The following is a 17,732-nucleotide window of genomic DNA, read 5'->3' on the forward strand; positions in this document are numbered from 1 at the left end:
GCCAGGCTCGATCCGCACATTCGCTAGTGTCGGTATTTGGTCCGAATTTTGGGTCGCACCCGATAGCCTCGGGGCCGATGGTCGACACGGGGATTTCCTCTCCGGGTGCTAGGGGCAAAGCCTCGAATCATTGCAAAAAATTGTTTGGCATCTTAGGCGCCGGCCGTAGGGGAGCCGCCAGATGTCGCCATTTTTTCTTCTAGCTTCTTAAGGGTCGTGCCGTCAGACGTTCTCCACGCTTCACGGCCGTTAATCGGGTATCCCACGCATATTGCTGCTGCCTGCGAGGCGCTGGAAAAAAGGCAATCTCTGGAGAAGAGATACGCTTTCCCATTGGAAGCGAGAGCTCCTTCTTGAATCAATCTATCTCTCGTGGCTGCATAGCCGTTAGACAGACTTGACTGAGCGGTCAGAGCGGCCATCGATCCCTTAAGCACGACAAGGCCTTCATCACTCCGAATTGCGGTCCCCTGAATGCCCGCGACATTCATCTGTAGCAGCAAAACCCCAGTGGATGAGGGGGTCGCAGATTGCACGGGGATGCTCTGATTGTTCTTCTCAACGCCCGCTTTCACTGTCGCCGGGCTGGTTACCAGGGGCTCGAGAACTTTGTGACCTAGTACGCCTAGTAACGTTCTAATGCCATCCAGAAACTCCTCCATTGCGTCCCGGTCAGCCCGTGGTAGAGACGATAGCTGAGGGGAAACAGAGTTTGAGGATTTGTATCTGCCTGCCGCGAGAGCGAGTGTGATCAACCTGGATTCAAGGTACTTCACGTGGCCTTTTGTTAGATTGTCATCTTTACTTGTAAAGGCTATGGCTTCGCTCCAAAAGCCCTTCCCGGCAACATGGTTGATGAGTCGCTCTCGCACGACTTCAGCTTCGCCTATGTAGACCGCTTCCTGGCCAGTTTCCTCGTCAAGCCCAACGAGAAAATAGACCCCGGGCCGCTGGCTTTCTTGCCATTCCTTTAGTTCTGGGATTCTGGCGCGTGGGCATGCTATTGCCTGTCCGGTCCAGTTCACGATCTCGCCGTGGCGAATCCCGCTGACCGCGCCATCCGAGAGGTATATACGAATGCTCTTTCCGATTGCCACAGGACCTCCTCAATACTGACCCACAGAATAACGTTGCATGTGGCAGTAGTGTTATAGCGACATGCGGATTTCTCATCCGCAGCTTCAGCAGTCAGGCTAAGAGAGCGCGCAAGCGATAGGTTGACCGGAGTAGCCGGCGAGCCGAGAAGCTAACGTCACTCCAATAGGCGGTCCAGCGCATCTGGGGTGTCGGCGTTCTGGTCGAACATTACGATCGCCGGTGCAAGAGGGTGGCGATTTTGACATCGAGTCTTTAAAAGACTGCATCCGCAGACTTCCAGCATAGGCGAGAGCCGTCTCCTCTCGACCGGTGACTCCTAACCGTGGAAGAGCTATGAATCGTCGTACACGTCGGCGGAGCAACTGTGGTTACCTGCTGCATTTTGTCGAATCCGGAAGAGGGCGGCTTCTAAGTACTACAATCCAAGTAATCCGATTGCTAGATAGCGTTGGTACACGCGACTGCGTAGAAGGGTAAAGGGAAATGATCGAAAGCACGGAAGACTATGCTGATAGCACGGGCCTGGAGCGCTATATGATCGATAGCTTCCGACCTCTCGGAACAAGTGGGGTCGGTGGTGAGATTGATCTTCGGAAATGGCAAAAAGACGGAGACCCTGTCGTCTTGGGGATCGTCAGCCATGCGTCGACTTCGGAACGAGGCAAAGCTCAGCTGAGGTCGGCCGCAATGCCGTTTCTCTTCGGCGCCGCATGGAAGATTATCGACCTGCTCCTTGAGCTGTCGATGTGCCGGGCAGCCATAAAGCAGGATAAGAAGGAGGGGTGGACGATTGCTGCGAAGGTGAAGGCAGCAACGGACGGGAGCGGTGAGAAAACGATCTTGACGAACGACGCGGCGGTTTGGGCTGCTCTCTGCCGAGTTTATGCCGCGACATCGGAGCACCGGCACTGTCTAGTCCATAGGATGGCGACATTCAACGACCATGCCGGTGAGCTTTCGGGCTTGGACAAGTATGGGGTCGCACTAAAGCCTTTGACGAAAGACGAGATCGATGCATTTGTGGTGGCTGCACAAGTCGCGAGCGCGGCTGTCATTGGCGGAGGCCTAAAGCAGCGAGAGAGCGAGCATCTGCGGTATGAGTTGGATCGCCTACGCGGACACACGGGCTCGACGCCCTTGGGCGGAGTTCGGACCGGCGCACCTAATCGCGTACTCGCAACCCTGCGATCTAGATCCGATGGGAAATTTGAAGCGGATCTCGGTGCTCTATTGGGACGAGCCAAGCAGGCGGTGCAACAGGGGCATTTCGACTTCTGTTTCGAAGTCCCGAACCGTGCGGGTCAACAGCTTTATGGCTCGGCAGAGAACTTTCCTGATACGACAGTTATTGTCGACCTAGATAACCTACCACCGTACTTGCAGTTCGGATGATTCTGCAAATTGGCCGACTGCATCGACTACTACTTGCCTAGTGCGTTGATCAAGGCGACCCGCGCTCCGCCCCTGACTGACACGGAGATTTCGTATCCCCTTGGGTCGCTGTAAATATCGCAGGCACCACGCGGCTCGACGAGAAATCAATCCATGAATCTTTCGATGTTCGAGAAGTACGAGTCAAAAATCGCAGCCTATCAAGGAAACCCGCAGGCGAAGTCGCTTCTTATTGCCGAGGAGGGTGTTCTATCAGTCCACTACGCACCTTTCGAGTGGATTAACCCGGATGCGCGACTAGTACTTGTGGGAATCACTCCAGGGAAAGTGCAGGCTCACGATGCGCTGAGAGAGGCTCAACGGGCAATCATGGAAGGTGTCAGTGCCGCAGAGGTAATACAGAGGGCGAAGCGGATCGGAGCGTTCTCGGGGGCTACGAGAAAAAATTTGATCCATTTACTTGACAGAATCGGAATTCAAAAGTGGCTTCAGTTGCGCTCATGTGGGGAGCTTTTCGAGGGGGCACGCCACCTTCTGCAGACGACATCTGTTCTTCAGTATCCCGTGTTCGCTGCTGGTGAAAATTACAATGGAAAACCCAGCCCGCTAAAGCACCCGCTTTTACGCCAGATGTTGTTGAAGCACTTCAGCGCGCTCGCGAAGGCACTGCCCCATGCAGTATTTGTCCCGCTCGGCCCTGTACCATCTGAAGCTCTCTCGTGGCTTGTCTCTCAGGGTGTTCTTACTCCCCTGCGTGTACTTGAAGGGCTGCCCCATCCAAGCGGGGCGAACGCCGAGCGAATTGCATACTTTCTCGGGAAAAAGGAACGACACCACCTTTCAGTTAAAACAGACCCGGTAAAGATCGATGTCATGAGGCAGCGATTGACCTTGGCGGTAGAGGGGTTCGCCAATGCGGAGAGTCGCGATGGTCTTAGATGGTCAAGCGGGGCGCTGCAACGGATTGAGCAAACGGGCACTCCCGACTGAGATCGGGCAATGGACGCCTGCGTGGTACGGGCTGCGCGCTTGCAATAGTCGGTCACCCCAAGGCCGGCTAAGCAAGCGCGGAGTCAAAAGCTATCCGGCAATGGAAGGCTCCGCTGCGATTGTTACATTCGTCGGCAACTCTTCAACGACTTGAGGCCTTCGAGCCACTAGCCAGGCACGTAATTCCGCGACGTAGGCTTCCCAAAGCGGTGATAGAGACGCCACCTTGATAATGGCGCTCAAACCTACGGGGCGGTGCACATTGAGCGTAAGAACAATGAGCTCGATCAGCGAGTGGGTATCGCTGACTGCTTCGATTCCTGTTGCAAGATCGATTATTTCGTTGGTGCCGTCGTCCTTGCCCTTCGGTAAATCGCGGATCATCTTATGAAGTTGAGCTTCGGGTGCTGCCGGTGTGCCTGGCTGAGCGCAGAGCTTTCTGATTCCCCCGAGGCAGGTTTGTCGTCGAGAGGCAGCATAGGATTCTGTCCCGCTTAGTACGGAATTTGCTCGTTCCAGTTGCTGATCTGGGGTCACATAGAGATCACCATCGAGTAGAAACAGCTGACTATTAACGTCATGTCCTCCAGACAGTATCAGACCGGCCGCCAACGTAAAGCAGTTAGTTGCCGCTCCGTATGGGGTTATGTTCGCTGCTCGCTTCATTCCGAGTCTGAAAAGCTCATGTTCGACGATGGCGAGAGCCATCTCGTCTTCCACGAAAATCTCGAGGGGCCTTTCCTGGTTTCCAGTCAGCCGTCTTAGTGCGTCTGGCTTGGTGTTCGAGAAGCAGTAGGTTTTCGGGGTGGCAGTCCTGACGGTGTGAATGTGCTTGATGCTCACCATGTCCTTCTGTTCAAGGATCGCTTCTCTGTGAGTCGTGAATATTATCTGCAGCGACTTGTCCTGCGCGCGTTGGAAAATAATACGAATCAAACTCGCCAGCGCAGCGGTATGTAGCAACAGATCGATTTCATCGATCAAGATGAGTCCGTGCTTCGGAGAATTGAAAACCGCCGACAGGATCTCCAGTACGCGCTGCTCACCGGCCCCCATTGCGAGAGCCGAGTATCGGGTCCCATTCAGAGCAAGGCCGGGATACTGGCGTCCAGCGTGGGCCTTGTGAATGTTCAACTCGCTGTACGCACGATTGAAGACTGCCGCCATCTTGGCCATTATGAGGTCGGAGTCAGCGTGAGCTTCGGTTTGATAGTTGATAGCGGAGGTATACGTCTCCTCTTCAATGCGTGGCACGCAAGTTTTGATGCCGATAAAGCGCACATGGCGCTCCGGCCGGTTCGCATAACGAGGAGACCAGCGCCCAGCGTTTTTGCAATACTCGGTTTTAACGTTCGAAGCTTGCTCGGTACCGTTCCGGTGGGAATGGACCATCTCTAACGAGCTTCCTGTCCATGTTGAGTCAGTAGTAGGCGTGAAAAAATCCCGGAATCGCCAATTCTGTTGATCCGTATTTCCAATCGGCTTATAGCAGCAGGCTAGGGCATGAAGAATCGTTGACTTGCCACATCCATTTGGCCCCAAGATCGCTGTCAGAGGTTTCTCATCAAATCGAATTTCGTCGAGTGACGAAAGCCCTTTAAGCTTTTTAATGCTGAGGCTATGTGTGACCTGCTGGCTACTTGGCATCCTGCATTTTGGTCGAAGTTAGGTATCGTCATCCTACCAAGCATTTTGCTGTCGGGCGTCATGTCCATCTGGGCGAGGTGCTGCTGTGAGCGGAGGCCCGACACGGGGATTTCGAGTCCCCGCGGGTGCCAGATCCGTCGGCAATGTGCCAGATGCAGACGGTCGCGAGCGGCTGCTTTTGGGGAAGCTGGTCGGTTAGTCCCTATGTTCTAGCTGGAGCGCTCAACCCAGTGAGCAACACCTACTGAATCGAGGTAACTCTCAGCAGATTTGCCATGTAGCAGCGCGATCGTCGAATGACTCCCTGCCTCACTGCAGGTCGGAGCGAGCACAGTCACACTGCGGGGTGCATCGGGGACGGGCCACCCCGTCTTTGGGCTCAGGACGTGGCTATAGCGCACGCCATCCTTTAGGAGGTAGCGATAGGCGTCACCGCTCGTCGCGGCAGCACCATGCTGCAGCTTCAGCATGGGGGTTGCTTCGCCGGTGCTGCTGGCAACACCGATTCGCCAGATCTGATCGGACGCTGGCGCCGCACTGGCCGCGATATCGCCGCCGCCGTTGACCAAGATTGGCTTATCGGTCGCTTGTTGTGCGAGCAGTAATGCCCGATCAACAGCGTACTCCTTCCCGATACCTCCAAAGTCGATTTCCATGCCTTCAGGAAGCCGAATGCTGCGTCGATCCCAATGGAGCTTGCCCCAGCCAACGTGCTGAAGCGCGGCTTCGACGGCGGCTCCGCTGGGAATCCGATCACTGCGATCGAACGTCCAGACGCGACGAAGTGCCCCTGTCGTGATGTCGAACAGCCCATCACTCAACTCCCAAAGCTGTCCGGCATAGTCCAGAATCCTTGCGGTTTCTTCATCGACGTCAACTGCCGAGCCGTTCGATGCATTGATCTGATGAACGACCCCGTCATTTCGATAGCGACTGTACTTGTGCTCGATTCGCCTCACTTCCTCAGCAACCACTTCGGCGACACGCGCGAGCTCATCGTCGGCAGCGCCGGCGACCTGGACTTCCCAGGGGCTGGCCATTGCCCTGAACCCCGCCAATCGGGATCCAGTGCTTCCGGTCAGAACCTGGGGGGCGTGTTCGATCACAGGTCGAATCGATAGCCGAATGTCGCCATGATGGCCTGGGTGTCGGGGACGAGTTCGCCAAACTTCGCGAGGCCTGCGGCCGCTTGGGCTGGAACTGCATCATCCTTCGGCGTCTGCACGTAGTAAGCCAGACGAAGACTGATGTCAGAGCCGCTTTGCAGTTTGCGCCCGAGTTGCACGCCGGCCGTCCAGGCAGTCATCTCTCCCAAGCGGTAGTCGGCACTGACGTGCTGCACGGTCTGCTCCTCACCGTCGAACAAGGCCACACGATAGAAATCAGCGGCGCTCTGCATCGTATAGCGGAGTTGCGGCTCGATGTAGTTGCTGCCGCCGAAAGGCAGTCGATATGAAGCTTCCAGCGTATGACTGTCGGTTCCCCAGTCGTCGGAAAGAAACCGGTAGCTGATCTTGAATGTGTCGCCACTGAAGTCGCGCAGATACTCGGTGAAAACGCCGGTCTTGGTGCGCGAGTCCGGTCGACTCTCACGAACGTAGCGCAGCGGTTCGCCATCCGTGCCGACAACCGAAACGATCTTGTAGGGGTCGTTGAGATAGCCGCTCGATTGGCTGAACACCAGGTTCAGACGCAGGAGGCTGTGCGGATCGATGACCTGTGTCACACCGACCAGCAGGTCTCCGACATTCTTGTCGTCGCTCGACTCGCGCACGGACCGATCTTCACCGTCGCTGTCATCCTCGCCGTAACGACGCTGTATGACCGCAAGCGGAACCGGCACGGACCCGACCGCTTCGATGGTATCGAGTGCGTAGGCTATTCCCGCCGACAGCGTCGTGTTGTGCTGGTTGAAGTCGCGGGTGGCGCGCAGCGAAGCGCCCATCGATTGATAGTCATACTCCTTCGAGAAGTTGACCCCGTAGTTGGCTGACCAGCCGGCAAATAGCGGTGCCGTGTAGTCGAGTGCAAGCGCCACGCGGGTATCGCGGAAGGCGTCGTCTATAGGGATCTCTCCGGGACTGGCGGAGTACGTGTCGCCTCCGCCCGAAGCGCCAGTGAACGTCTGCGGTGTCGATGCCGGCGTCGCGCCACTCGGGGAAGGACCCGTCAGGGCATCCAGGGTCAGCCGTGCGCCCAGGCTACGCTCGCCCCAGTTTCTACGCAGAGCAATGACCGGTTCGACCAGTGAGACTCGATCGGTCTCGCTGTAGATCAGCGTAGCGGTGTCGATTTCCCACTTTGCCGGCTCGGCCTGCGCCGGGCCCGTCGTGCCGAGCAGAGCGCACGCCGCAGCGCCGATGGATCTGATCTTCTGGCTCATGTCAGTTGCAACCACAGCCGCCGCCGCCGAAGCCGCGGCCGCCGCTGGCAGCCTCCTTGCTGAAGTAGATGTGATCGTCGAGTGCGGCACGTAGCGGCTCGGCATCCGGATTCATGTCGGCGCGGGCAAGTGCTTCGCGTTGCCACGGCTTCGCCCCCAGACTTGAGCACCCGGCGAGGCCTATCACCGCAAGTGTCAGAAAGATCGCTCTCATCTCTGCTCTCCTTTTGCCGCCAAAGCGGCTTCAATGGCTTTCTCGTACTCATCGACCAGGCCAGAATCGAACCCCACATGGCTGTGCAACACAGTGCCGGCCGAATCGAGAATCACCGAATACGGCATGCCTTGAGCCTTGAAGCGCTCGGCCAGCTGTCCCTGTGGATCCAGAACAATCGAAAATTGCGCTGGGTGTGCCGAGAGAAATCGGTTCGCGTTCTTCTCGTCGGTGTCCACACCAACGCCGACGACGCGCAAGCCTCGGCTCGTGTATTTCTTCTGCATCTGATTGAGCCAGGGGAACGACTGGGCGCAGGGCGTACACCACGAGGCCCAGAAGTCGACGTATGTGATCTCCCCTGCGGCGATAGGCGGGAGTTCAGGCGCTGTACCGGCAGCCGCGTCGACCGTGCTGATGAACAGCAGCACGGCCGACGCGGCAAGTCTGCGAATCATGGACATGATCGAAGCCCTTTCAAAGGAAAGTCATGATCGCTGCGCCTGCGCAAGCATCGCTTTGATCTCTTCGCGCCGACCGGAGTCGGCGTCCTCGCGATTCGGTCGCGGCGGCGCCGCCAACGCCTTGTTCAGATAGGTGACTGCTGAAACCTTGTCGCCCTGATCGAGCAGCAACTCGCCGTAAAAGAAGTTCGGATCAATGCCGTCTGGATTCAAAGCCAGGGCCTTGTCGAGGTATTTGCGAGCCTGCTTCTTGTCACCGAAACCGATAGGCCATCCAGGGACTTTGGCGTACAGGCTACCGAGCGAGGTGTAGATCGATCCATCGAGCGCATTCGGATTGATCTTCTCGGCAGACAGCAGCAACTCCCGCGCCTTCTTGACCGAACCCAAAGCGCCCAGTCCGCCTTGCACCTTGGCGTAGCTGCTCAGGATGATGGCCTGCCAGATCAAAGGCTCCGCCTGGCCGGAGTGCCGGCTGGTGGTCTGCTCGGCGTTCTGAACCAAGGTCTCGAACATATCCTCCTGATCATCACCAGGGGCGTGGTAATAGGCGGCGGCCCAAGCGTGCTGCAACTGGAGAATGTCGTCATTCAGCGCATCGGCCAGTGCGGCGGTACTGAAGAGCAGGCCGAGCAGCGGGACTGCAGCAAACGTGAACAAGCGGTTCATGGAAATCTCCGTAATGGCAACCTGAGAAATCAGCCCACACGCTGCAGCGCGTAGGGCAGCATCTGCTGGGTCTGGCGGCGCAGCGCGGCGTCGACAACACGCGGGAACCAGGCGTTGATGCGAACAAACAGCTTTTCCGGCCAACCGAGATAGCGTTCGGACAGGTTGCGTTCGAGCGCCGCGACAAGCGCCTGTGCGACGCTTTCCGGCTCGTCCTGGTTCATCGCGACGGCCTGGGCCATCTCGCTGACCGCACCGGCGTTGAGTGCCGTACGCGTGTACCGTGGTGCAAAGTACAGAACGCCAACGCCGCTGCCGTGAAGTTCTCGGCGGATCGCTTCCGAAAGGCCACGCAAGGCGAACTTGGTTGCCGAGTACGCAGCGAAGCATGGAAAGGCGATCGAGCCGAAGATCGATCCGACATTGACGATCAAGCCAGCCCGACGTTGTTTCATGTACGGAATCGCTGCGCGCATCAGGCGCATCGGTGCGAGAACGTTGATTCGGAGCATCCGCTCCATCTCCTCGTCGGGAGTCTCCTCGAAGACGCCGAAGTGCGATGTGCCGGCGCAGTTAATCAGCATGTCGATGCGGCCGGCGTGCGCGATCACGCCGGCTATAGCACTGGCAGCCGCATCCCGATCATTGAAATCGGCGATGACTGCGGTAGCTTGCGCGCCTAGAGCGCGCAGGTCGTCGCAGAGAATGTTGAGTGCAGTTTCATCTCTGGCGCAGAGGAATAGCCGAGCGCCCTTCTTTGCTAATGCACGTGCTGCGGCGCGTCCAATACCGCCACTGGCTCCGGTTAGAACGATGCAGCTTTCTTCAATTCGCACGAGGCGTGCTCCTGGTGAATGTGGCGGAAGATGTCGCCATAGAGGCGATAGAAGTGACGGCCGGCGGCGATGACGGCCTGCCGGTCCGATTCGAGTTCGAAGCCGTCGACGAGCTTGCGAAAGAAGTCGACGTGCTCGATGTCGAGCGCGCCATGGCTGTTCAGATAGCTGAACGCCTTCTTCGGCAGCTGAAGCGAAGTCGCCAGCTTGTCCGCTGCCGCGGAGGCGAGCGCAACGCTCGTGCCCTCAAGAACCAAGACCATGCCGAAGAATCCAACCGGATTGCCGCGTGCGATGAGGTCGTAGGCGTACACCACCATCATCTGCGTCGGCGCCGCCGGAGTGCTCCGACGCGCGGCTTCACGATCGCCGCCGGCAGCAGCAATGTCATTGAGTACCCACTCGTGATGGCCGTACTCGTCCTCGATGTAGTGCACGATGTGAGCGCGCAGCCATTCGTAGTCGTCGGTCAGACGGGCGCCGCAGGCCATCATCAGCGGCACCGTGTGCTTGACGTGGTGATACGCCTGAGTCAGGAAGTCGATGTACATTGACCGGGTGACGCGGCCCGCAAGCGCATTGTCAAACAGAGGCAAGGACAGCAGCGCTTCGCGCTCACCGCGCGTGGCGGTCAGCAGTTCGTCATGAAATGACATCGCAAGACTCTTCATAAAGGGCTTCGATCCGGTGACGGTAGTGAGATTCGATCTGGAGGCGGCGCAAGCGTCCGTTGGGTGTGGCCTGATCGTTTGCTGGGGAAAACGGTTGATCTGCGAGCAGCCAGCGCGAGACGCGCGCGTAGTCGGGAAGCTCCTGGTTGCATTGGATGATCGCGAGTGCGATCACATCGGGGTCCGCACCAGGCTGCGGCACGACGACCGCGACATTCCACGGCCGCGCTTCGCCGAACACCGCGACTTGCGCAATCGCCGGGTGCAGGCACAGTTCGCGCTCGACCCACTCCGGCGCCACATTGCGGCCGAAGGCGGTGATGAACATGTTCTTGCGACGGCCGGTGATGTGCAGAAAGCCGTCCTCGTCGAGATGCCCCAGATCACCGGTTGCCACCGCTTCGCTCGGATCGCGCGGCGTCTCGCCGACATATCCGATGTAGGCGTTTCCGCTTACCAGGATCTCGCCACCACTGCCGATGCGGACGCGCAGATGCGGGAGAGGTCGACCCACAGAGCCTAATCGCGCCGCTCGCGAGGTGTTGAGTGCGACGACAGATGAGCACTCAGACAGTCCGTAACCCTCATACACCGGCAGGCCGAGTCGCCTGGCTGAGGCAAGCAGGCGCGGGGCGACCGGGGCACCGCCCACTGCAACGAAGCGGAGAGATGAAGGAGCCGGCACGCCCGCTTCGATGGCGCGAACCAGCGCATGCAGCAGCTCGGGGACGAGAATGAGCGTCGTCGCACGACTGTCGCGGATCGCCTCCAGGCATCGCCGCGGATCGAAACCCGATGCGCCCTGCAGTCCCACGTCGGCGGAGCTGCGCAGGCACACGGTCGCTCCGGCGAGCAGCGGCGCATACAAGCCGCCGATGTTCTCCAGCAGGGTTGGCAGCGGAAGCGCGCAGAGATGACGATCCTGCGCATTGGCGCCGGTGGCGTCGCACAGTGACTCGGCTACGGCTTCCATCGAGTCCAGAGCCAGACATACACCTTTCGGTGCGCCAGTAGTTCCCGACGTGTAGGTAATCTTCCGCGTGCCTTCGGGCACGGTGGCTGACCTGATCGCAATGCGATGCAGCGCAAGGGTGGCGCCAGCGGCATGCAGAAATGTCGGGCTCGTCAGGCTGTCCCAGGTTTCCGGCAGTAGCGGGTGCGCGAGAATGGCATCTGCACCTGACGAAGCCAACGCATGACGCGTTTGTGCTGGGGTGAAGAACAACGGAATCGGTACGACGCGCAGGCCAGCTGCAAGACATGCGAGGTCGGCCAGCGCCCAGGCAATGCTGTTGTCTGCGTACAGGCCAACGGTCCGTGCGCGGGCCTGCCGGAGTTGCGTCGCCAGCTCGCGAACTGCAGTGTCCAGCGCGCTGTAGTCGAGTTGCCTGCTCCCGCTTTCCAAGGCGATCGAGTCGCCCTGCGTGCGTGCGTGCTCGAGAATAGAAGCGATAACTCGGCTCATGGCACGCCGACCCGGCTGACTTCGGCCAACGCGCCGTCGATCCCGAGGGGCGAGCGTGCGAGCTTGCGAAGATAGGTGTATCCGCCTCTGACGTCCCCCAGCATGACGGCTGGCGAATGCTGGTAGTACGCTCCCCAAAGTCCGCGTTCGGCTTGCGGCAGGCACTGTTCACTGGCTTCGGCGATCACTCGCAGCGGCAAACCCAGCCGGTTAAATCCATTGCGAAGCCGAGCCGAGCCAGTGAACAGCAGCCAGGTGTAGCCCTGGTCATGGAGAAATCCAGTCAGCACTGGGATCAGCTGGCGCAGGGCTCCCGGAGTGGCCCCGGCGAGATTGCCGATCTCCGCGAGCTGGGCTGCCGGCACCGCACGACCGACGTGCCCGCGGACTGCTTCGACGACTTGCTGGTCGAAGTAGTGCTGAACAAACATTGGGCCCCGGGCCGCGTCGTTGAGCCCGAACGCGGCGACCAGACGACCGCTGGCTTCATGCAAGCCGAAGAGCCGGGGTAGAAAATGGTAGAGCTTGGCGCCGTAGGCTTCGGCGAATCGCTGAGCAATGAACCGCGAGTACAGCGGTCGCGTGGCTTCATCGGCTTCGTGCAGGAACAGCTGGGAAGCCGCCGGTGGAGGGGCTGCGGTACGGGCGGATACGGCGGTCTGCGCTTGGATCAAGGGCTTGCTCCTCACCCCGCTGCGGGGTGTTGGGAGCAATCACGCAAGTCCGAGGCCGCTAGTGCCAAGCCGCGCGGGGCGACAGATAAGCAACTGATCTCTATGAGGTTGTATCGAACTCTGCGCGAAACTGTCAGGCGTCAAAATCCCGCAATCCGGCGTGCGGCCGCAGGTTCTGTCGACAATTTTTGCAGCCTGCTGCTACTCCGACGTGCGGTCCGATGTCGTGATCGGACAGCTGACCTCAGCTTGAGCAGGACTGCGCATCTGACCGTCGGGCATCACAACGAACACGGTGCGCAGCGTCGTGGGCACCTCGCAGTACCGCAGATACCCGATGGCGCCTTCGGTCTGGGCGACGAAGCGCGCCATGGCGGCAGGCGATTGCACGACATGGGGCGGCATGACGCCGTGGAAGTACTGCTCGTTCCAGTAGTCGTCGAGCGCATGGGCTTCCAGCTCCAGCACCGCATCGGAGAACTGTCGACGCATCGGATCGCTGGTCGGCAGGTTGACGGGTTGGATGCGACGCCCGTCGTGCCATTGTTGCTTCTTGCGAAGGTAGATCAGCGCGAGGGTGTCCGCCTCGATAACCTCCATCGGGCGCTGCGTGGAAACGACGACCGCGAGCGGTTCGGCAGCCGTCAGGGCGGTGCCTGTGGCCAGCATGACGAGCGCAGCTGATGCGGCAGCCCAACGTGCAGTTCGGTTGATTCGGAACATTGCCGGCGCCGGTTAGAACAGCACCGCGATCGACGCACGCCAGCCATCGACGAAGCCGATGTCGTTCTCCTGGGCGTCGCTGTACTCGCTCTTGAGCACAACTGCAGGTTTCCAGCGGTACGTCAGGCCGGCCAGATAGAGTTCAAGATTGCTGTCCGTTCCCGAGTTCTCGAACTGCTCGTAGCGCGCCACGCCGTAGAGCTTTTCGGTCAGCGGCGCGACGAACTGCAGGTAGCCGCCGTGTTCATCGCCCGAGCCCTGTCTCAAGCTAGTGACCCGATAGGCGTACTCGCCCGTCAGCTCGAAGCGGTTATACGACCAGTGAAAGTCCCCGGCGTAGAGCTTGCGACGCTGGTTGTTGTCGTCGGCCAGCTCGAAATCGACGAACGAAAGGCCGATCTTGAAGGTCGGCACCGGCGACAGGCCGACATGCCCGCCATAGGCCTCGTTGAACGTCTCCTCGTCATCGACGCGGAACAGTTCCTCGCCGGGTGATGCGTACAGTGAATAGTCGACGCTGCCGACGGGCGTCTCCAGAAGACCGTAGACCATCGCGCCCGTTGCGTTGGTCGGGAAGGTGCTTTCGGTGATCAACGGTCGCGAGCTGGTCCAGACTAGCGGCGCGGCGTGGATCAGATTCCAGCGCCCGACCGGAGTGAGGAACTTGCCGAGGCGCAGTTTTGCGGCGTCGCGCCAGGCGTAGTCGACATGCAGCCGTTCCACCAGCAACTCAAGATCGTCGGTCGTACTGATCTCGCCCGGTCGCGCGATGAGAACGTCTTCTATTTCCAGTTCGGCAAAGAAGCGCCAGGCGCTATCGCCGTCCCACCAGACAAAGGCACTCAGAGACTCAATGGCGGCCTCCCAATCGGGTTCCCCGGTCGTTTCCCTGGCACCAGCCACGCCATAGCCACCGAGCCGGAATCCGCTGTCGCCCAGAGCGAAGCCATGCCCGAGCTGGTATCGCTCCGCAGCAGGGGGCTGGTCGACGCCTGCGTCATCGACCTCTTCGGCCGCCGCTGGCCCGGCCGCCAACAGCATCGCCAATCCGATACCCATGCCCAACCGAATAGCCCGCGTAGCGCCCGCTATGATGGCGTTCATCGTTTCAGCATCAGATACCGTCGTTTCATGGCCAGCAGTCTAAATCGTCGTTCGACCGCCGCGTGAGCATACGTCGCATTCTCGTCATCGCGTTTCTGCTGGTCAGCCTCGTGCCGGCTGCCGTGCTGACCTTGCTTGCCTTTGTTAGCGGTCGTGATGCGCTGCTTGCCGAGATCCGCCACAACCTAGAATTGTCCGCTGCAGCGGTATCCGCAGAGATCGACGAGCAGTTGTTCGAGCGCCTGCTCAATGCGACGACCTGGAATCACCTCGAAGTCATGGAGGACCTGCGGCTGGGCGACGTCGACAAGCGCCTGTCCCGATTCCTGGCCGAGACCAAGGAACATCACGGCGGTATCTACATCGACATTCATGCGCTGGACCCGCAGGGTCGCGTCGTCGCGTCCAGCCGTCCGCTGGCGATCGGCCAGACTTTGCATCTTCCGCCGCATTGGATGGATGCATCGCTGCCCAACGAACGCGTCACGCTGCATCATCCGCAGCCGATGTCTGCGGCAACCCCGAGTCTGACCCTGCGCAGTGACATCGCCTCGCTGATCACGGAGCAGGTGATCGGGACGCTGGTCCTTGAAGTGGACTGGCGGCAGATTGAGGCCGTTCTTGATCGGTCGGCAACGCAGACCCGTCAAGTGCTTTTGATCGATGCCGACGGCCGCGTTGCCGCGGCTTCGAGCGCGCTGCGCGCCAAGGGCATCACCCATGGGAATCCCGCCGAAGGCTGGCGTCCGCTCGTTGCCGACGCGACGATCGAGACTCGCGATCACGTTCCCGGTTTCGACGGACCGGTCATCGCGGGCTATCAGCGATCGCAGGGATTCGATCGATTCGGCGGAACCGGCTGGACGTTCGTACTGCTGCAATCGCGAGCCGACGCGATGGCGCCGGTTCAACGTATGGCGTGGGTCTTTGCAGGGCTTATGGCCGCGCTTGCGGCGGTGGTCGTGCTGGTCTCGCTGTGGATCGCTGGCGTGATCTCGCGGCCGATCATTGCCCTGACGGAATTCACCCGCCGCTATCTGCAACCCGGCCCGGCGCCACTCCCACCCGCAGAAGGACCCGGCGAAGTCGGCGAGTTGACGCGCAGCTTCACGCGCATGGTCGAAGATCTTCAACAATCTCAGCGCACGCTGACGCAGGCATCGAAGCTCGCGGCCCTGGGCGAAATCACGGCACTGCTCGCACATGAGGTTCGCACGCCTCTCGGCATCCTGAAGTCGTCCGCGCAAGTGCTGAGCGGCGAATCCGGCCTCAGCGGTGAGGGCAAGGAACTGCTGCAGATCATCAGCAGTGAGACGGAGCGGTTGAATCGCCTGGTCAGCTCGATGCTCGACAGTACCCGCACCCGTCCCTTGGCTCGCGTGCCGACGGACCTGCATGGGCTGATTGCCCACACCACGATGTTGCTGTCGGCGCAGATGCGCGACCGTGGCATCCAGGTTCGAATTGTGACGCTCGCCACGCATGCGATGCTCGACTGCGATCCGGAGCAGATCACCCAGGCACTGTTGAATCTGATGATGAACGCCATGCAGATACTGCCGCGCGGCGGACATATCGAGGTCACAACCCGTGAAGAGCCACAGCGGTTGATTGTCGAGATTGCCGACAACGGGCCCGGCATCGCGGAAGACCTGCGCGGCCAGCTGTTCGAGCCGTTCGTCTACAAGCGCGAGGGCGGGCTTGGCCTGGGTCTGGCGGTGGTTCGGACGATCATTCGCAACCATGGCGGCGATGTCGTCGCTGAATCGAGTGCGCTCGGCGGTGCTCTATTCAGGATCAGCTTGCCGATGAAATTGAAGGAAGGCATCGCTCAATGAGCAACGCAGCCCAGCAACGTGCCCGTCGCGTGCTCGTCGTCGATGACGAACCCAACATGCGTCGCGTGCTCGAAATCATGCTGGCGCGGCAAGGCTATAAGACCTGGGCCGCGGCCAATGGTCGCGAGGCTTTTGAACATCTCGCCGAGAATCCCGCCGACCTCGTCATCAGCGACTTGCGCATGCCGGACATGAACGGCATCGAGCTGCTGCGCCAGCTGCGGCACGCAGGCAACACCGTTCCGCTGATCATGATCACCGCGCAGGGCACCATTGAGTCGGCCGTGGAAGCGATGCGGCTCGGCGCTTGTGACTACTTGCTGCGACCCTTCGATGTGGAAACTCTTGACCTTGCCATCAGCCGGGTATTCAACGCGCAGGCGCTTTTGCAGAGAAATGACTTCTTGCGCGAGGAAGTGGATCGTCACTGGCATGGCCTTGTCGGCGACAGCGTTGTGATGCAGCAGATTCGCCGGCAGATTCAGCAGGTCGCGCCGACGAGAGCGAATGTGCTGCTCACCGGAGAAACAGGTACCGGGAAGGAAGTCGTGGCCCGCGCCATCCATCGGGCATCCGATCGTAAAGAGGAACTGTTCGTACCGGTGAACTGCGCGGCCATTCCTGCAGAGATGCTGGAGAGCGAGCTGTTCGGCCATGAGAAGGGTGCGTTCACCGGCGCCATCAAGGAACGCGTGGGAAAGTTTGAGCTTGCGCAGAACGGCACGATCTTTCTCGATGAGATCACAGAGATGCCGATCGCGCTGCAGGCCAAGCTGCTGCGCGTCCTCCAGGAAGGGCAAGTGGAGCGACTCGGCGGCAACGAGACGATATCCCTCGATGTGCGGGTCATTGCCGCGAGCAATCGCAGGCCGCGGCAGGCGATCGCGGATGGGCGACTGCGCGAGGATCTGTTCTATCGCCTCAATGTGTTCGCGATGGATTTGCCGCCGCTGCGAGAACGCAGGGACGACATCGTCGCACTTGCGCGTCACTTCGTTGCCACTTTCGCCGTGGGAACCCCGCCGTCTCCGCCGCTGACTTCAGCGGCCCTGGAGTACCTGCAACTTCATCTTTGGCCGGGCAACGTCCGCGAGCTGGCTAACGCCATGGAGCGAGCATTAATTCTTAGCGGTGGTCGCACGGTAGACCTGCATCATCTCGCCAACGATGCGGAGGCGGAGCCTGTCTCAGAAACGCCAAGTGGTATGAGCGTAAGCGCTGATCTGCGCCTCGACCCCGCCGTCGAAGCATTGGAAACAAGAATGATCGTCGAAGCAATGCAACAGGCGAATGGAAACAAGACAAAGGCCGCACAGCTATTGCAGATTAGTGAGCGATCGATCTTCTACAAGATCAAGAAGTACCGACTCTAGAAGCGGTACTGCCAGTATTGGAAATCTTCACATCTGCGTCGCTGAAGGCCAGCGATGTGTAGTGTTACACCGAGCTCACGAATCCGGTACGAGCGGACTATCGTCACGGATCACGTCACCAGGTTCGCGAGCAACGTGGCGGGTCGCCCACAGATTGTCGACAAGATTGGGATAGCGACGACCGGCAGCTT

Annotated in this window: 17 protein-coding genes; 4 read left to right on the forward strand and 13 right to left on the reverse strand. The window is 59.7% G+C overall.

Annotation, left to right across the window (positions count from 1 at the left end):
* Positions 1 to 152: 152 nt before the first annotated feature.
* Positions 153 to 1,097 (reverse strand): GIY-YIG nuclease family protein, encoded by a 945-nt coding sequence (locus tag AC3WUF_RS03240; RefSeq protein ID WP_492422367.1) that lies wholly within the window; start codon positions 1,095 to 1,097, stop codon positions 153 to 155.
* Positions 1,098 to 1,581: 484 nt separating this feature from the next.
* Between AC3WUF_RS03240 and AC3WUF_RS03245 the strand changes: the two genes are divergently transcribed.
* A complete protein-coding gene (locus tag AC3WUF_RS03245) occupies positions 1,582 to 2,490 on the forward strand; it encodes a hypothetical protein (protein WP_492422369.1) in 909 nt (302 codons plus the stop codon).
* 153 nt (positions 2,491 to 2,643) lie between these two features.
* Positions 2,644 to 3,480, forward strand: a complete 837-nt coding sequence (locus AC3WUF_RS03250; protein ID WP_492422371.1) for a hypothetical protein — start codon at positions 2,644 to 2,646, stop codon at positions 3,478 to 3,480.
* 90 nt (positions 3,481 to 3,570) lie between these two features.
* On the opposite strand, the gene AC3WUF_RS03255 is transcribed toward AC3WUF_RS03250, so the two are convergent.
* The 12 genes from AC3WUF_RS03255 to AC3WUF_RS03310 all read right to left on the reverse strand — a co-directional run bounded on the left by AC3WUF_RS03255 (position 3,571) and on the right by AC3WUF_RS03310 (position 14,330).
* Complete coding sequence (locus AC3WUF_RS03255) at positions 3,571 to 5,127, reverse strand: AAA family ATPase (protein ID WP_492422373.1); 1,557 nt, start codon at positions 5,125 to 5,127, stop codon at positions 3,571 to 3,573.
* Positions 5,128 to 5,336: 209 nt separating this feature from the next.
* Positions 5,337 to 6,167 (reverse strand): FAD:protein FMN transferase, encoded by an 831-nt coding sequence (locus AC3WUF_RS03260; RefSeq protein WP_492422375.1) that lies wholly within the window; start codon positions 6,165 to 6,167, stop codon positions 5,337 to 5,339.
* Positions 6,168 to 6,229: 62 nt separating this feature from the next.
* Entirely contained in the window at positions 6,230 to 7,510 is a 1,281-nt protein-coding gene (locus AC3WUF_RS03265; RefSeq protein ID WP_492422377.1) for a DUF3570 domain-containing protein, read from the reverse strand.
* 1 nt (position 7,511) lies between these two features.
* Positions 7,512 to 7,724, reverse strand: a complete 213-nt coding sequence (locus AC3WUF_RS03270; RefSeq protein WP_492422379.1) for a DUF4266 domain-containing protein — start codon at positions 7,722 to 7,724, stop codon at positions 7,512 to 7,514.
* Entirely contained in the window at positions 7,721 to 8,188 is a 468-nt protein-coding gene (locus AC3WUF_RS03275) for a TlpA family protein disulfide reductase (protein WP_492422381.1), read from the reverse strand. The genes AC3WUF_RS03270 and AC3WUF_RS03275 overlap by 4 nt, the downstream gene beginning before the upstream one ends.
* A 24-nt stretch (positions 8,189 to 8,212) precedes the next feature.
* Entirely contained in the window at positions 8,213 to 8,857 is a 645-nt protein-coding gene (locus AC3WUF_RS03280) for a tetratricopeptide repeat protein (RefSeq protein ID WP_492422383.1), read from the reverse strand.
* Positions 8,858 to 8,886: 29 nt separating this feature from the next.
* Entirely contained in the window at positions 8,887 to 9,693 is an 807-nt protein-coding gene (locus tag AC3WUF_RS03285; RefSeq protein ID WP_492422385.1) for an SDR family oxidoreductase, read from the reverse strand.
* A complete protein-coding gene (locus tag AC3WUF_RS03290) occupies positions 9,663 to 10,349 on the reverse strand; it encodes an iron-containing redox enzyme family protein (protein ID WP_492422387.1) in 687 nt (228 codons plus the stop codon). Before AC3WUF_RS03290 ends, AC3WUF_RS03285 begins: the two co-directional genes overlap by 31 nt.
* The gene (locus AC3WUF_RS03295) at positions 10,336 to 11,829 is read right to left on the reverse strand and encodes an AMP-binding protein (protein WP_492422389.1); all 1,494 of its coding nucleotides are present in this window, start codon (positions 11,827 to 11,829) and stop codon (positions 10,336 to 10,338) included. The genes AC3WUF_RS03290 and AC3WUF_RS03295 overlap by 14 nt, the downstream gene beginning before the upstream one ends.
* The gene (locus AC3WUF_RS03300) at positions 11,826 to 12,503 is read right to left on the reverse strand and encodes a thermostable hemolysin (RefSeq protein ID WP_492422391.1); all 678 of its coding nucleotides are present in this window, start codon (positions 12,501 to 12,503) and stop codon (positions 11,826 to 11,828) included. The genes AC3WUF_RS03295 and AC3WUF_RS03300 overlap by 4 nt, the downstream gene beginning before the upstream one ends.
* Before the next feature lie 201 nt (positions 12,504 to 12,704).
* Positions 12,705 to 13,226 (reverse strand): hypothetical protein, encoded by a 522-nt coding sequence (locus tag AC3WUF_RS03305; protein ID WP_492422393.1) that lies wholly within the window; start codon positions 13,224 to 13,226, stop codon positions 12,705 to 12,707.
* 12 nt (positions 13,227 to 13,238) lie between these two features.
* Entirely contained in the window at positions 13,239 to 14,330 is a 1,092-nt protein-coding gene (locus AC3WUF_RS03310) for a hypothetical protein (RefSeq protein ID WP_492422395.1), read from the reverse strand.
* Positions 14,331 to 14,608: 278 nt separating this feature from the next.
* On the opposite strand from AC3WUF_RS03310, the gene AC3WUF_RS03315 reads away from it, so the two are divergent.
* Positions 14,609 to 16,168, forward strand: coding sequence for a sensor histidine kinase (locus AC3WUF_RS03315; protein ID WP_492422397.1), 1,560 nt, complete (start codon positions 14,609 to 14,611; stop codon positions 16,166 to 16,168).
* Complete coding sequence (locus AC3WUF_RS03320; protein ID WP_492422399.1) at positions 16,165 to 17,541, forward strand: sigma-54-dependent transcriptional regulator; 1,377 nt, start codon at positions 16,165 to 16,167, stop codon at positions 17,539 to 17,541. The genes AC3WUF_RS03315 and AC3WUF_RS03320 overlap by 4 nt, the downstream gene beginning before the upstream one ends.
* The last annotated feature ends 191 nt before the right edge of the window (positions 17,542 to 17,732 follow it).

This window comes from Fontimonas sp. FW305-C-3 (assembly GCF_058783185.1).

Excerpts from the sequence above, each read along its gene's own strand:
- AC3WUF_RS03280 (WP_492422383.1), bottom strand. The coding sequence starts at position 8,857 with ATGAACCGCTTGTTCACGTTTGCTGCAGTCCCGCTGCTCGGCCTGCTC.
- AC3WUF_RS03255 (WP_492422373.1), bottom strand. The coding sequence starts at position 5,127 with ATGCCAAGTAGCCAGCAGGTCACACATAGCCTCAGCATTAAAAAGCTT.
- AC3WUF_RS03270 (WP_492422379.1), bottom strand. The coding sequence starts at position 7,724 with ATGAGAGCGATCTTTCTGACACTTGCGGTGATAGGCCTCGCCGGGTGC.
- AC3WUF_RS03245 (WP_492422369.1), top strand. The coding sequence starts at position 1,582 with ATGATCGAAAGCACGGAAGACTATGCTGATAGCACGGGCCTGGAGCGC.
- AC3WUF_RS03275 (WP_492422381.1), bottom strand. The coding sequence starts at position 8,188 with ATGTCCATGATTCGCAGACTTGCCGCGTCGGCCGTGCTGCTGTTCATC.
- AC3WUF_RS03310 (WP_492422395.1), bottom strand. The coding sequence starts at position 14,330 with ATGAACGCCATCATAGCGGGCGCTACGCGGGCTATTCGGTTGGGCATG.
- AC3WUF_RS03295 (WP_492422389.1), bottom strand. The coding sequence starts at position 11,829 with ATGAGCCGAGTTATCGCTTCTATTCTCGAGCACGCACGCACGCAGGGC.
- AC3WUF_RS03305 (WP_492422393.1), bottom strand. The coding sequence starts at position 13,226 with ATGTTCCGAATCAACCGAACTGCACGTTGGGCTGCCGCATCAGCTGCG.
- AC3WUF_RS03290 (WP_492422387.1), bottom strand. The coding sequence starts at position 10,349 with ATGTCATTTCATGACGAACTGCTGACCGCCACGCGCGGTGAGCGCGAA.
- AC3WUF_RS03250 (WP_492422371.1), top strand. The coding sequence starts at position 2,644 with ATGAATCTTTCGATGTTCGAGAAGTACGAGTCAAAAATCGCAGCCTAT.
- AC3WUF_RS03315 (WP_492422397.1), top strand. The coding sequence starts at position 14,609 with ATGGAGGACCTGCGGCTGGGCGACGTCGACAAGCGCCTGTCCCGATTC.
- AC3WUF_RS03265 (WP_492422377.1), bottom strand. The coding sequence starts at position 7,510 with ATGAGCCAGAAGATCAGATCCATCGGCGCTGCGGCGTGCGCTCTGCTC.
- AC3WUF_RS03260 (WP_492422375.1), bottom strand. The coding sequence starts at position 6,167 with ATGGCCAGCCCCTGGGAAGTCCAGGTCGCCGGCGCTGCCGACGATGAG.
- AC3WUF_RS03320 (WP_492422399.1), top strand. The coding sequence starts at position 16,165 with ATGAGCAACGCAGCCCAGCAACGTGCCCGTCGCGTGCTCGTCGTCGAT.